Annotated in this window: 13 protein-coding genes and 1 pseudogene; 4 read left to right on the plus strand and 10 right to left on the minus strand. The window is 50.3% G+C overall.

Features of this window, described 5'->3' with window-relative positions; genetic code table 11:
* Positions 1 to 352 (minus strand): hypothetical protein (locus tag AB1611_08115; protein MEW6379560.1); only part of this gene is annotated, 352 nt, incomplete at its 3' end.
* 510 nt (positions 353 to 862) lie between these two features.
* Positions 863 to 1093, minus strand: coding sequence for a hypothetical protein (locus tag AB1611_08120; protein ID MEW6379561.1), 231 nt, complete (start codon positions 1091 to 1093; stop codon positions 863 to 865).
* Between the two features lie 480 nt (positions 1094 to 1573).
* Here AB1611_08120 and rimO point away from each other — a divergent pair, with 480 nt between their 5' ends.
* Positions 1574 to 3010, plus strand: coding sequence for a 30S ribosomal protein S12 methylthiotransferase RimO (rimO, locus tag AB1611_08125; protein MEW6379562.1), 1437 nt, complete (start codon positions 1574 to 1576; stop codon positions 3008 to 3010).
* Between the two features lie 60 nt (positions 3011 to 3070).
* Positions 3071 to 4666, plus strand: a complete 1596-nt coding sequence (locus tag AB1611_08130) for a hypothetical protein (GenBank protein MEW6379563.1) — start codon at positions 3071 to 3073, stop codon at positions 4664 to 4666.
* 17 nt (positions 4667 to 4683) lie between these two features.
* Here the strand turns inward: AB1611_08130 and AB1611_08135 are convergent, their stop codons facing one another.
* Complete coding sequence (locus AB1611_08135; GenBank protein MEW6379564.1) at positions 4684 to 5322, minus strand: DUF5698 domain-containing protein; 639 nt, start codon at positions 5320 to 5322, stop codon at positions 4684 to 4686.
* Between the two features lie 62 nt (positions 5323 to 5384).
* On the opposite strand from AB1611_08135, the gene AB1611_08140 reads away from it, so the two are divergent.
* Positions 5385 to 7412 (plus strand): AAA family ATPase, encoded by a 2028-nt coding sequence (locus tag AB1611_08140; GenBank protein MEW6379565.1) that lies wholly within the window; start codon positions 5385 to 5387, stop codon positions 7410 to 7412.
* A gap of 56 nt (positions 7413 to 7468) precedes the next feature.
* Here AB1611_08140 and AB1611_08145 read toward each other — a convergent pair whose 3' ends face one another.
* Together AB1611_08145 and AB1611_08150 are read right to left on the minus strand one after the other, a co-directional pair.
* The gene (locus AB1611_08145) at positions 7469 to 7606 is read right to left on the minus strand and encodes a hypothetical protein (protein MEW6379566.1); all 138 of its coding nucleotides are present in this window, start codon (positions 7604 to 7606) and stop codon (positions 7469 to 7471) included.
* Positions 7607 to 7756: 150 nt separating this feature from the next.
* Positions 7757 to 8023, minus strand: a complete 267-nt coding sequence (locus AB1611_08150) for a hypothetical protein (GenBank protein MEW6379567.1) — start codon at positions 8021 to 8023, stop codon at positions 7757 to 7759.
* Positions 8024 to 8161: 138 nt separating this feature from the next.
* Here AB1611_08150 and AB1611_08155 point away from each other — a divergent pair, with 138 nt between their 5' ends.
* Positions 8162 to 9739, plus strand: coding sequence for an ATP-binding protein (locus AB1611_08155; GenBank protein MEW6379568.1), 1578 nt, complete (start codon positions 8162 to 8164; stop codon positions 9737 to 9739).
* A 239-nt stretch (positions 9740 to 9978) separates the two neighbouring features.
* Here the strand turns inward: AB1611_08155 and AB1611_08160 are convergent, their stop codons facing one another.
* From AB1611_08160 to radC, 5 genes and pseudogenes are all read right to left on the minus strand, one after another.
* A complete protein-coding gene (locus AB1611_08160; protein MEW6379569.1) occupies positions 9979 to 10185 on the minus strand; it encodes a choice-of-anchor Q domain-containing protein in 207 nt (68 codons plus the stop codon).
* Positions 10186 to 11041: 856 nt separating this feature from the next.
* A complete protein-coding gene (locus tag AB1611_08165) occupies positions 11042 to 11212 on the minus strand; it encodes a hypothetical protein (GenBank protein MEW6379570.1) in 171 nt (56 codons plus the stop codon).
* On the minus strand, positions 11199 to 11681 hold the full coding sequence (locus AB1611_08170) for a type II toxin-antitoxin system VapC family toxin (GenBank protein ID MEW6379571.1): 483 nt from the start codon (positions 11679 to 11681) through the stop codon (positions 11199 to 11201). Before AB1611_08170 ends, AB1611_08165 begins: the two co-directional genes overlap by 14 nt.
* Before the next feature lie 261 nt (positions 11682 to 11942).
* Positions 11943 to 12145, minus strand: a pseudogene (locus tag AB1611_08175) (transposase).
* Between the two features lie 150 nt (positions 12146 to 12295).
* A complete protein-coding gene (gene radC, locus AB1611_08180) occupies positions 12296 to 12991 on the minus strand; it encodes a DNA repair protein RadC (protein ID MEW6379572.1) in 696 nt (231 codons plus the stop codon).
* Positions 12992 to 13121 lie beyond the last annotated feature (130 nt).

Genomic DNA, 13121 nt, shown 5'->3' on the forward strand with positions numbered 1-13121 from the left:
TGAATTCCCACTCGCCATGCTCTGACAGTTCCTCGGTCTCAAGACCATGCAGTATCACGCCATCCTGAATATTGGCCGCCTCACCCACAAAGATGGGCTGGCCTTCATCACCCCGCACCGATGCGGCGGGAGAGATCATGATATGACCCTCCAGGGTAACATTGCCTATTACCGAGGCCAGAGGGTGAACAAAGGTTGTCCCGGCAATGTGTGGAGAGGAAACCTTCCGGCTGAAATCCGTGGATACGCTGGAGGCAATATGGTCCATGCCGGCGAAGGCTGTGCCTGCCAGCAGGGCGGTGGCTATTACCAGATGCAAGATAAAATGCTGCCATGTTCTTCGCTGAATCATAACTACTCCTTGTACATCCCTGTAGTTGTTAACGGAAAAATTGATAACTACGCATTGAGGCAGAAAAATTTCACGGTTTGGAGAGACTGGTCGATGAGTTTCAGACCAAAAAAGAATCTGCCGCCATCAGCTTCGGTACGATGGTACTCTTTTTGTAAGGACAATGTGTGGAGATCAACGGGGAATAACTCCAGGAAATAAGGCCGGGAAAAATAATCGCTGCCGGGGAAAAATGGTCAATCACTGGACGAGTGAATACAAGGGCCTGTCATGCACCACCAACCTCTCTTGGTTAATTCTTACAAACAATGCTCGATCTTGCAATCACCTCCTTTGGATGAATGAATTCGAGGCCCCCCCGATTCCCTTCCATAAGAGAATGCCTTCACAAGCGAGAAATCATAACTATAAATGGCTTAGGCTGAGAACTGAACTTTTCCTGAGGAGTCAGGAGTCAGAATTCAGAATTCAGAATAAGCAAGCGTCTTCTCCTGACTTTCTGATCCCCGCTTAAAACCTGCGGGGACAGGCTTTTTGGATTCTGACTCCTGAATCATTGGTATTGTTATGGTTCAGGCTGAAAACAGCCATACTTACAGGGAAGCAGGGGATTTCAGATGGCGGAGGTCTTACCTGTCGTGCCAGTTTCAAGGCCGCAAGTGACAGCCTGCTGCACTCACCAGGAGAATTGAATCTGCACAACGAGAGAGATATGGCAGCAATCACTCGGAAAATAGTCACATCAGTATTAACTTACTCAAACAGCGGGGAGAACTATCTTATCCCGCTTGTTTTCATCTCCTCCTGCCTTAGCTAAGGTATTAATTTTGTTCAGACATAGCCTTTCCCTTCCTTCCCTGTAATTACTATACTTTATTTTTCAGCAAAAAGTCAAAGGTTTTCGATTATCTCCAGATATCTGTTACCATAAATTACCTTGAGGATCGCAGATCAGAGGGCGCATCTCATGGAGAAATGGTGGTTGCGGACAAGAGAAAAGATACCGATTTACCCTGACCTCACCATCTCCTCTTGACTGAACAGCATTGCCCCTTGAGGTGGAGGAGGATAGGAGAGGCTCATATACAAGATGGGGAGCATCTGGCAGAAAAACAATGTGGTTGATTATGGAAGGATTTATGATATAATTTGCTCGTAATTTGAAATTGCCTTCAGCAGTAAGGCTCTCGCACAGAAGGATACAGAGAAGGATTGTTTTTCTTGAAATCTGAAAACTCTCCAAAGGTAGCTCTGATCAGTCTTGGGTGTCCGAAAAATCTGGTGGATTCCGAGATTGCATTAGGCCAGCTTCAGCAGGCTGGCTTTACCATCACCTTCGATGAAAATGAAGCTGAGGTTGTAGTTATCAATACCTGTAGTTTTATCGAGGATGCCAAACAGGAGTCCATAGACACCATTCTTGAAGTGGCTGAAGGGAAAGATACCGGCAGTCTCAAGCAACTGGTGGTCATGGGATGTCTGGCCCAGGATTTTGGTGAAGAGCTTCGCCGCCAGATCCCGGAAATCGACCTTGTCATCGGCACCGGCATGATTTCCCGAATCGGTGAGATCTGCCGGGAATCCATAACTGGAAAATCTGACCGGTCATCTGTCTGGATCGAGGAGCCGGACTTCCTCTATACCGAGCACATGCCCCGGATCCGGGCAACCCTTCCCCATGCCGCTTATGTAAAGATAGCCGAAGGATGCAGCAACTGCTGCTCCTACTGCCTCATTCCCCGGCTGCGGGGAAAACTTCGAAGCCGTCCGGCAGACTCCATCGTGGCCGAGAGCCGCGCTCTGGTCCGGCAGGGGGTCCGGGAAATAAACCTCATCGCGCAGGACACTACCGCCTACGGACGGGATCTTCCTTCCGGGCAGGACAAACTGGTTCCGCTGCTCAGGAGGCTGGCCGGGCTGGAAGGCATCCACTGGATCCGGCTGCTCTACACCTACCCGGATTCCATCAGCCGGGAGCTTCTGGAATGTATGGCTGAAGAGCCCAGGATCTGCAATTATCTCGACATTCCCATTCAGCACATCAATGACGGCATCCTTCAGGCTATGAACCGCAGAAGCAGCAGATCCGGCATTGAAAACACCCTTGGTCTTATCCGGGAAATCCTTCCTGATGCCATCTTGAGGACCTCGTTGATGGTCGGCTTTCCCGGAGAGGGGAAAAAGCAGTTCGAGGAGTTGCGAGACTTTGCCGCTGCCGCCCGGTTTGACCGCCTGGGGGTTTTTGCCTTTTCCCCGCAGGAAGGAACGCCTGCCGCCAGGATGAAGGACCAGGTCTCCCGGAAGATCAAAGAGCAGAGACGAAATGAAATCCTGCGCCTCCAGGCCGAAATTTCCCGGCAGAAGAATCAGCAGCTCGTCGGAACTGTTCAGGAGGTCATCATCGATTGTGCCGGAGCGGGAGAAGATAACGCCGCTGACCCTGCGGTCGATGACAGGACTGCCGGTGACGGGGTTGCCGGTGACAGAGCTCCTGCTGACAATACCTTCGCCATTGGCAGGACCTTCGGCCATGCCCCGGACATCGATGGAGCAGTGTACCTTATGCCGGGAGATATCCCCTGCGCTGCCGGAGAGATCCATCCGGTCAGAATTATCCGGGCCACGGATTATGACCTGTTTGCAGAAATTTTGAAGTAGCGGAGCGGTTAGTTAATGATATACTTTTATTTCTCCTGAATTCTCATGTGAGGTGATCCTATGGAAAATAACTGGCAAAACAAGGCCGTTTGCCTTCCGGTTTTTTGCCTGACGGTTTTTCTGCTTTCTCTCATTTTTCATGTCTGGACCGAAGGCCCTGCCTTCAGTCAGCAGGACAGCGATGTGCATAAAGGTGATATTTCCATCGCCCTTTTTGGTGCCGAAGGCTGTGATGTCTGCCAGGAGATTAAAGAGCACTTTCTTCCCGGTATTCAGGCCCGGTATCCTCAGCTCAAAGTTCACTATTTCAATATCGATGATCTCAAGAACTATCAGCTCCTGGTTCAACTGGAAAAAAAGTACAACCGCCAGACTTTTGAATCTCCCGTATTCGTCATTGGAGACAAAATCCTGGAAGGCCGGGAGGAAATTGAGCAGCACCTCGAAGAATACATCAGGTTTTATGCCGGACAAGGGGGGTGCCGCCTGCCGGAGTTTGAAAAGCCAACGCCTGGCGGTTCGCAGGCAGAGCAGGCTGCATCTGCCCCCAATAATACAGCAGCCCCTCCCATCCACCTGGCCTTATTTACCAAGCCGGGCTGCCAGAAATGTGACCGGACCCAGGCCAGTCTGAAGCTTCTGAAAAGCAGGTACCCGAACCTGATGGTGAAGCAATTCGATGTTACCCGGCCCGAAAATATCATGGCCCAGGAGGCCATGGCCGAGCAGGCCGGTATTCCGGAGAATCAGGCCCTTTTAGCTCCCATGGTCATGATAGGCCAGGATTTTCTGGCCAAGAACATGCTGACCTTCGGAAACATGGAATTGCTCATCAAGAAATATCAGGCCACAGGGAGCGCCTGTATTTGGGAAAAAATCAATGTTCAGCAGGATTCCTCAAAATTTTACCATAAAATTGCCGACCGGTTCCAGAAACTGGGACCTTTGGCTGTTCTCGGCAGCGGCCTCCTGGATGGGGTCAACCCCTGTGCGTTTGCCACGATCATCTTTCTGATTTCCTGGCTGGCTTTCATCGGCAAGAAAGATAAAGAACTGCTCTGGGTGGGAAGCTCATTCACTTTGGCCGTGTTCCTGACCTACCTGCTCATCGGACTGGGCATGCTGCAAGCCCTGAAAAAACTGAGCGCGGTGAAAGGCGTGCGCTTCGTAGTCTTTCTGGCCATGGCCCTGGTCACCTTTATTTTCGGCATCCTGAGTATCAGTGATTACATCAAGGTCCGGCAGGGGAAAACCCGGGATGTGGCTCTGCAATTGCCAAAGCGTATCAAGATGCTGATACATAAGGTAATCAAGGAGAAAACCAATGTCAAAGGGATCGCCGCGGCTGCCTTCGTCATGGGAGTAACCGTATCCCTGCTCGAACTGGCCTGCACCGGCCAGGTATACCTGCCGACCATTATCGCCGTCACCGGCATTCCAAGCCTCAAACTGCACGCCACCCTCTATCTGATTCTCTATAATCTCGCCTTCGTTTTGCCGCTGGTAGTCGTGTTTCTGATTACCTACAAAGGAACATCTTCCAAGCAACTGGCCGGAATCATGGAACGGCACCTGGCAACGACCAAGCTCCTCACTGCGGTGTTTTTCTTCCTCATGACAGCAGTCCTGGTGGCCAGTCTCTATCTGCGGCTGTAGGCTTTGGCAGCCTTAAATCATTTACCCGCGACACCCGCCTTTTCCGTTGTGTAAAAGGCGTCCGGCTCGATGCATTTGACGAGGGCCACGATGCGTTTCAAGTCGCTCTTTCTGCACATAACGTACAATTCCGTGACCGGCCCGGATGCTCCTTCCCCCTGAAAGGTGGTCACTGCATGTCCCAGCCCTCTGATTTGCTCGGCCATCTCCCTGCTTCTTTGGGGACTGATAATCCGCAGCACAATGTGACCGAACGAAACCCGATCCTCAAGCAGGATACCGACGGCATTACCCGTCGAGAAGCCGAGGGCATAGAAAACTCCGAGGATCGGTTTCTCCTTTACCCTGTCCATGACAGAAGCTATGACCGCCAGCCAGACACTGACTTCCACAAAACCCAGAAGAAATGCAGTCTCGACCCTTCCCTGGACAATGCTGATTGTCCTCACCGTTCCCAGGGAAACATCGACAATTCTGGCCAGAAAGATCAAAATTCCAGTAAGCAGCGTGCCTATGCCCATACCAGTGTATATAACATAGTTGGATGAGATAGGGAAGCCCGAATTTGATTTTTCCTGCGAGAAGATACCAATCCACGCTTCTCTATCGAATTTCCATATAGACTCCTGGATGATAATCGGATACAGTATGGACATAAAATGGATGAGATATGGACTATCATGATTAAGGAGGTAATCCTACGAGGGGAATAAACGGAATGGAGCGACTCATGATTAATGATTGGATGGCGGTTTTTGACTATCGGGAGGGAGGCATGGACATAAGCAGGCATTTTGCCCGGTTCATGCTCAATCTGGCTGGAGAGAATTGCCCTGAGCTCTATCTGGCTGCCGGTCTGGTCAGCCGGTATACTGAAGAGGGCCATGTATGTCTTGACCTGTCCCGTGCTGCCGGGCAGCCATTGGCCGAGGTCCTTGGTGGAGTTGAATGCCGGGAGAAATGCCCGCCGTTACCCCACTGGATCAAGACATTGAGGAACACTTCCGTTGTGGGCTCACCGGGTGAATTTAAACCCCTGATCCTGGATAATGCAGGAAGGCTCTATCTTTACCGCTACTGGGAATACGAGCGGATCGTAGCTGAAAGCCTGGCGGAGAGGGCTGCCAGATTGTGCCCTGATCTTGACGAAGCGCTCCTTGAGGATGGGCTTAACCGGCTTTTCCCCGATTCTCCAGGTTCTGCCGGAGAGTGTGAGTCCAGGAGTGAACCTAACTGGCAGAGGATCGCTGCCCTGACCGCTGTCCGCCGGATGTTCTGCGTTATTTCGGGCGGCCCCGGAGCAGGGAAAACTTCCACGGTGGTCAAGGTTCTGGCGCTTCTTCTTGAGCAGGCCAGGGGAAAACCCCTGCGCCTTGCCCTGGCCGCGCCTACGGGCAAAGCCGCAAACAGGCTCAGGGAATCCATCCGCCAGACCAGAGGGAAACTGGCCTGCCCGCCCGAGATCCGCAGCCTGATTCCCGATGAGGTGTCAACCATTCACCGGCTGCTGGGCATCGTTCGTACCCTGTCGTTCCTGCGCTATCATGAAAATAACCCTCTTCCCTACGATGTGGTGGTCGTGGATGAAGCCTCGATGATTGATCTTCCTCTCATGGCCAGACTGGTGCGGGCCGTCTCGCCGAAATCCCGCCTGATCATCCTTGGGGACAAGGACCAGTTGGCCTCGGTGGAAGCTGGAACCGTTCTGAGTGATATCTGCGGCCTCGGCCCGGGCTGGTATTCATCCCGGATACTTGCGCAGCATCCACAACAGCCACAGCAGCCGTCCGCCGGTGAGCTGCCCTCAGCCGGGGGGCTGCCGCCGCTGCCAGCCATGACTGCCGGTCGAGAGGCAGCCGTGAGCGCAGGTACAGAACAGGCCACAGCTCCCGGCAGGGAGCCTGCCACAACCACTGGCCAGGCTGCTGTGCAGGGCAAGGAAGTCAGCGGCAAGGGAGGACTTCGGGACTCACTGGTCATCCTGGGCAAAAGCTACCGATTTGGTTCGGACAGCGGCATCGGGCTGCTCAGCCGCTCGATCAACGCAGGAGAAGGAGAGCGGGCGCTCAGCCTTCTCAAAGGGCTCAGCCGCGCTGGATACCGCGATATTTCCTGGCGGCGCTCTCCGCCTCCGGGAGCGATGGCTAAAGCCATTGCCGAGCGGGTCATTCAAGAGTATGCCGCTTATCTCACCGTGGATGACCCCGATGAGGCTTTCCGGCGCTTTAGCCGTTTTCGCCTCCTGTGCGCCGTGCGCCAGGGAGCCTATGGTGCCAACCAGGTGAACGCCTTGATCGAGGATGAGCTCCAGCGGGCCGGTCTGATCAATGCCAGAGGCCGCCGGTACCGGGGACAGCCGGTCATGATCACCTGCAATGACTACCAGCTTGGGCTCTTTAACGGCGATGTCGGTCTTATCCTGCCTGACCCGGCTTCAAACGGGGCCCTGGCTGCCTACTTTCCCACCTCCGACGGGGCCATGCGAAAGATCCCTCCCGGCAGGCTTCCCGGACATGAGGCCGTGTATGCCATGACCGTTCATAAAAGCCAGGGATCGGAATTTGACCGCGTGCTTCTCCTCCTGCCCGATACCGATGCCAGAATCCTCACCCGCGAGCTTATCTATACCAGCATCACCAGGGCCAGAAATTATGTCGAGGTGTGGGGCAGGGAAGAGGTATTCCTGAATGCTGTTTCACGGCGTATCCAGCGGCAATCGGGATTGCAGGACGCGCTGTGGGGATGATGTCCCTCCCGGATGCAGCAATAACCAGTATGCAATGATCACTGGACCATGCGCGGTTATTTATTCCTCACTTGCTCCTGATTTACACTTCCCTGTCCTTTATCTCCTCGATTTTGGTCTCCACCGGCAAAGGCAGGAGCTGTTATCGCGCCTGACAATATCACAACCAGCAAAATCAAAGCTGCTTTTTTCATTTGGTATTTCTCCTTCTGTATCGAGAATGGATGAACGCTTGATCTCCTCAGTATAGTTTTGGCTTCATGGTTATAAGAATAATACCGATTCGGGGGAAATGCAAGCTTATTTGTAACTCGACAGTGATAAGTTCTCAAAGGAAGCTGACCTTATACTACCCGTATGGGGGATGTGAGCAGCCGGCCGGTCTTGATGCTGAAGGCCCGGGAGGGGCAGACGATAAGGTGGTCGTGCAGGACGATGTTGAATTCAGAGGCAAGATTGTCGATCCGCCGGGTCATTATAATGGTTCTCACTGACTTGCCAATTGAAGAGGCAACGATCTCAACACTAACCCCTTGGGCGAGCATGAGCAGGGCAATAGAGCGTACCTTAAGGCGAACGTCCTGTTGTTCATCTCGGTATCTGTTGAGCATTTGGATTTCATCTATGTTACAATATATGCTGTGTTTCTACCAGCAGTCAAGAACTTTGTTTTTAGAGTAGCGAATTGCTTTAAGGTAAATTCCAACCTATCACAGACTCTGTGATAACCGAAGGAGGTGTGTTGACAGATGCGCTATTTTAATACGGCTGGACCGATAAAATGCGAAGAACATTACTGTTTACCTCCACTTGGACGGTTTAACCTCACGGAAATACTATCCCTGATTTCCCAGAAGAAATACTTTGTGTTACATGCCCCCCGGCAGACTGGAAAAACGAGCTATCTTCTCGCATTGATGGATTATCTCAACGCCAGGGAGAGCTATCGATGCCTTTACTTGAATGTCGAAGCGGCTCAAGCTGCCAGAGAAGATGTCCGGCAAGGCATGAGGGCCATACTGAGCGAGATGGCTTTGAGCGCTGTAGCCTTCCTGAAAGATGATTTCCTCGAATCCTGCTGGGACCAGGTTTTTGAAAAGAGCGGGGAATATGGTGCCTTAAACATGCTGCTATCCCTCTGGGCCAAAGAGAGTCATCTACCTTTGGTTATTTTAATTGATGAGATCGATTCACTGATTGGGGATACTCTGATTTCCCTCTTACGTCAATTACGGGCAGGGTATTCCAAACGTCCGGATATGTTTCCCCAGAGTATCGTGTTGTGCGGTGTTCGGGACGTGAGAGACTACCGGATACATTCTGCCAAAGATAAAGCAATCATTACCGGAGGAAGTGCTTTCAACATAAAAGCAGAATCTCTGCGGCTTGGGAACTTCTCCAGAGACGAGGTATTGGCTCTTTATGGAGAGCATACAGAAGAAACGGGTCAGGAATTTACGCATGAAACCCTGAACCTGGTTTGGGACTTGACGCAGGGGCAGCCCTGGCTGCTCAATGCCCTGGGCTACGAGGTATGTTTTAAAATGGAAGAGGGGCGTGACCGAAGCAAGCCAATTACAGCCGAGATGGTGCAGCAGGCCAAAGAAAATATCATTCTCAGGAGGGATACCCACATCGACCAGTTGGCCGACAAGCTGCAGGAAGCGCGGGTCCGCCGGGTGATTGAGCCAATATTGGAGGGGCATAAAGAACCGGAGCAGATTCCTGTCGAAGACTTATCATATGTTATAGACCTGGGATTGGTGAGAGTTGATGGCCAGTTGCAGATAGCAAACCGGATATGTCAGGAGGTGATTCCCCGGGAGCTGACCTATAGCACCCAGGTCACTATCTCGGAGCAGCCTTCATGGTATATCGGTCCGGATGGCCAACTCGATATGGACAAGCTTCTCGGCTCATTTCAGGAGTTTTTCCGCGAACATTCGGAACATTGGGTAGAGCGGTTTCAGTACAAAGAGGCAGGCCCTCAACTGCTGCTGCAAGCCTTCCTCCAGAGGATTATCAATGGCGGAGGGAGAGTAGAAAGAGAATACGGCCTTGGCAGAATGCGGACAGACCTTCTCGTTATCTGGCCTTTTCAAGCCGGTGTTCAGAAAGTGGTGATTGAGCTGAAAGTGCTCTATAAATCGCTTGACGATACAATTGCCGAGGGGCTGAAACAGACCGTGGAATATATGGACCGATGCGGTACTGATCAAGGCCACCTGGTGATCTTTGACCGGAGTGAGGGGAAAAGGTGGGAGGATAAGATATTCAAGCGGAAAGAAAAATACCAAAACAAAAGTATTACCGTATGGGGGATGTGAGCAGTCGCCCGGTCTTTGTGTCTCTTGTCCTGTCTCTGTCTCAGGGCCAGACCAAGACATCATATTGTTTTATTTACGATAGATGTTCCCCAAATAGGTATTTTTATGCCTTAGAAGGCTATTTTGGGGGGCAAAAATAAGAGGTAGGGTGGGGGGAAGCCCCCCGCGTTACCCGCTCTTGGCAGAGTCCACCGCAGGGTGATGCATGTGCCCAAGTAAACCTGTTGCGGGAACATCCTTCAATTCTCGTATGCGCCGATATCATATCCGCTACCTTGGGGTCTGACTGCACCATTACAATCGTCGAAAGGAGCACGTTGTCGAGCGTATTCAACCATACCGGCGTCTTTGGCAGGGCTATTCCGCGTAAGCCGGTAGTCTCCTGACGCGGGATTTAAAAATATATTACCCACTGCATTCCTTTGCAGATTCGAGGTTGAATCCACATCATTACCAGTTCCCCCAGAAAATTGAACACTACATTATTCACATTACCATCAAGAATGTGGATAGCGAACATTCTGGGCTCTTCAATATCTGGACTCCATAGCGCTTTTTTGACTCAAACAACCACCTTAGCCAGAATGGCACTTACATAAGCCAAGCTTATAATATAGAGAGGACACAAAGCACACAGGGAAAAAAGATCTCCCGCAGAAGACGCAGAGACGCAGAGAACAACCAATCCGGCAAGGTCCTGATGAAAGTCGGGATATATCGATGTGTCAACGGCCTGGAAGCAAGCAAAAAGTAAAAAGGCACAAGGAGGAACTTGTTTTACTTTTACTTTTCAATGATATCCTCTGCGTCTCAGCGTCTCTGCGGGAGAATTACTAATTCTTATGTAAGTGCCATTCACCTTAGCCAGCTTCGCCGATCGTGGGCAAACTTCAGCAGGAATTCTCTCTCATGGCACCTGTGGGTAATATGCCAGATATAACCTGGCAGATAATGCCTGTTTGCTCTTGGCATTCTTTACACACCACACTCTCTTTTCTGACTTTTTTAGAAGGGCAATTTTTAGCCCCAAAATGACCTTCTAAGGCCAAAAGTGAGTGTCTGTTTTGGCATTATCTGTTTTCATACCATATACTACCCTGGTCCGACCCGGTAGCAGAGGTAGCACGGTACCTCAAACGACGAGTGGCATATTCTTATCCCTCCCCCATTATATAGGGGGATCGGGAGTCTGGGGTGATCTGCCTCTCGATATCTGCCATTTTGGGATAGACTCATTGGTTATTACTCCATTGTTAGAGAAAGTATCCGGCAGTAATATCCCCTTTTAAATCACCCATAAAATTAGACTTTTTCTTTAAGTTTTATCCAATTTTGATATTTTGCCAATGCACTATTATTTATTTCATCTAATGTTTTATTTTTAAATTCCTTGTGCAATTTATGTCTTATCTCGTGCAGTTCCCATAAAGCCTGATCTTCATCTTTTGTATAATCATTTTTATAAATTTCCATATTGGGAACCTCCAAATAATTCCAGTGAACCAATTTCGATAATCGGATAGTTAAACTCTCTGTTAATTTCGTGGATTTTTCTAATAGGATTTATGCTTACGATATGCTTAAAGTTCCAGGAAGCTAAAGCCTCGATCCTGTTTACCGTTGCAACGGCAATATGGTAAGCATCCTCAGGCTCTGTTTTCGGAATTGCCCCTCTCTTTAAGTATTCATTGGCCAGAGTTATTGCTTTGTCAGTCAATTCCAGGATTTTTGTATCAGTGTCTAATATGAGACTTTTGATACTATCCCTCTTGCGAATGTTTTCCAGTTGCTCAACTTCTTCAATTGTAATAATTGATATAAATAGCTCGTATCCTGATTTCTGGTTTTCAAACCATTTTTGAGTTATTAATTGCCTTAAGGGTTTAGAATAATCAAAATACGCACTGGGTATACTTGTGTCTAAGTATAGTTTTGGCTTCATAATTATAAAAATAATACCGATCTGGATGAAATGCAAGTTTATTTTTTCTCTGTATTTATTTTAGCGGCTCCAGTGGCCCGGTCCAGCTCTGGCTCCTGCCGGTCGGCTCCAGCGGCTCCGGCTCCAGGGTGCGGCTCGGCTCAGTCGGTTCAGGGTTCGGCTCGCGGCTCGGTCGCGGCTCAGCGGTGCGCGGCTCAGGGTCAGACCAAGACATTATATTGTTTTATTTACGATATATGTCCCAAGAATATGTCCCTTTACGCGACCTTGCCTTTGATTGTACTCCTGTGCGGTCCGCCCGGCTATAAGCTGCATCGCTTTTGGTATTGTCTTATGACAGCCTCCGTCCATCACCAGTAGGTGGGGCAAACTCAAGCAGAAATTCTCTCTCATAGCACCTGTGGGTAATATGCCATAGATTATAGATAACCTGGAAGATAATGGACCCTCTTTGCTCTTGGCATTCTTCACACACCGACCTTTCTCCCCTGCCTTTCCTTAGGAGGGCAATTTTGGGCTAAAAATCGCCCTCCTAAGGCTAAAACTGAGCATCTATTTTGGGATTATCTGCTTTAATACCATATAGTTACCGTGGTCCGACCCCGGTAGCTTTATTACCGTATGGGGGATGTGAGCAGCCGCCCGGTCTTGATGCTGAAGGCCTGGGAGGGGCAGACGATGAGGTGATCGTGCAGGACGATGTTGAATTCAGAGGCAAGATTGTCGATCCGCTGGGTCATATAGTGATCCTGTTCGGAAGGGACCGCCCGGCCGCTGGGATGGTTGTGAACAAGGATCAGGGCCGTAGCGTTGTGCATTAAAGCGGGTCTGAATATCTCCCTGGGATAAACCGGGGCCTGATCCACCGTCCCTTCCACCAGGATTTCATGGTGAACCAGGCGGTTGGCGGCATTCAGGCACAGAACCATCAGGCATTCCCGCTGACTGGCTCCGATTGCCAGACGGACGAAATCCGTTACATCTTCAGGGGAGGAAATCGCGTTGGCCCGCTCGGCCTGCTGTTCCAGATAGCGGGTTAAAACAGCCCGGATCGAGACTAAAAATGTGGCTGCGAATGGTCCTATGCCGGACACGGTTTGGAGCTTTTCGACCGGCTGGTCAAAAACAGCGGCAAAGGTGCCAAAGCTGGAAATCAGCTCTTTGGCAATGATCTTGGTATCCTTGCGGGGAATGGCGTACGACAGAATCATTTCGAGAAGCTCATAATCAGCCAGGGCAGACCGTCCATTTTTCAAGAAACGTTCGCGCAGTCTTGTCCTGTGACCGACCTGCGAATCCGAAACCTTCATCGGTTTTCCATCCTTAAAAATAAAAATACGGCAAAATACCTCTCTCCTCAATATCAGTACCTAGTAAATATACAAAAATTATGAGATAAATGTCAAATTTAAGTTCATCTCGCAGCAATAAGGATTTAGT

The organism is bacterium, assembly GCA_040755755.1.
In the GTDB taxonomy this organism is placed as follows: Bacteria; SZUA-182; SZUA-182; order DTGQ01; family DTGQ01; genus DTGQ01.

Excerpts from the sequence above, each read along its gene's own strand:
- AB1611_08145 (MEW6379566.1), bottom strand. The coding sequence starts at position 7,606 with ATGAAAAAAGCAGCTTTGATTTTGCTGGTTGTGATATTGTCAGGCGCG.
- AB1611_08140 (MEW6379565.1), top strand. The coding sequence starts at position 5,385 with ATGGAGCGACTCATGATTAATGATTGGATGGCGGTTTTTGACTATCGG.
- AB1611_08155 (MEW6379568.1), top strand. The coding sequence starts at position 8,162 with ATGCGCTATTTTAATACGGCTGGACCGATAAAATGCGAAGAACATTAC.
- radC (MEW6379572.1), bottom strand. The coding sequence starts at position 12,991 with ATGAAGGTTTCGGATTCGCAGGTCGGTCACAGGACAAGACTGCGCGAA.
- AB1611_08165 (MEW6379570.1), bottom strand. The coding sequence starts at position 11,212 with ATGGAAATTTATAAAAATGATTATACAAAAGATGAAGATCAGGCTTTA.
- AB1611_08135 (MEW6379564.1), bottom strand. The coding sequence starts at position 5,322 with ATGTCCATACTGTATCCGATTATCATCCAGGAGTCTATATGGAAATTC.
- AB1611_08170 (MEW6379571.1), bottom strand. The coding sequence starts at position 11,681 with ATGAAGCCAAAACTATACTTAGACACAAGTATACCCAGTGCGTATTTT.
- AB1611_08130 (MEW6379563.1), top strand. The coding sequence starts at position 3,071 with ATGGAAAATAACTGGCAAAACAAGGCCGTTTGCCTTCCGGTTTTTTGC.
- AB1611_08150 (MEW6379567.1), bottom strand. The coding sequence starts at position 8,023 with ATGCTCAACAGATACCGAGATGAACAACAGGACGTTCGCCTTAAGGTA.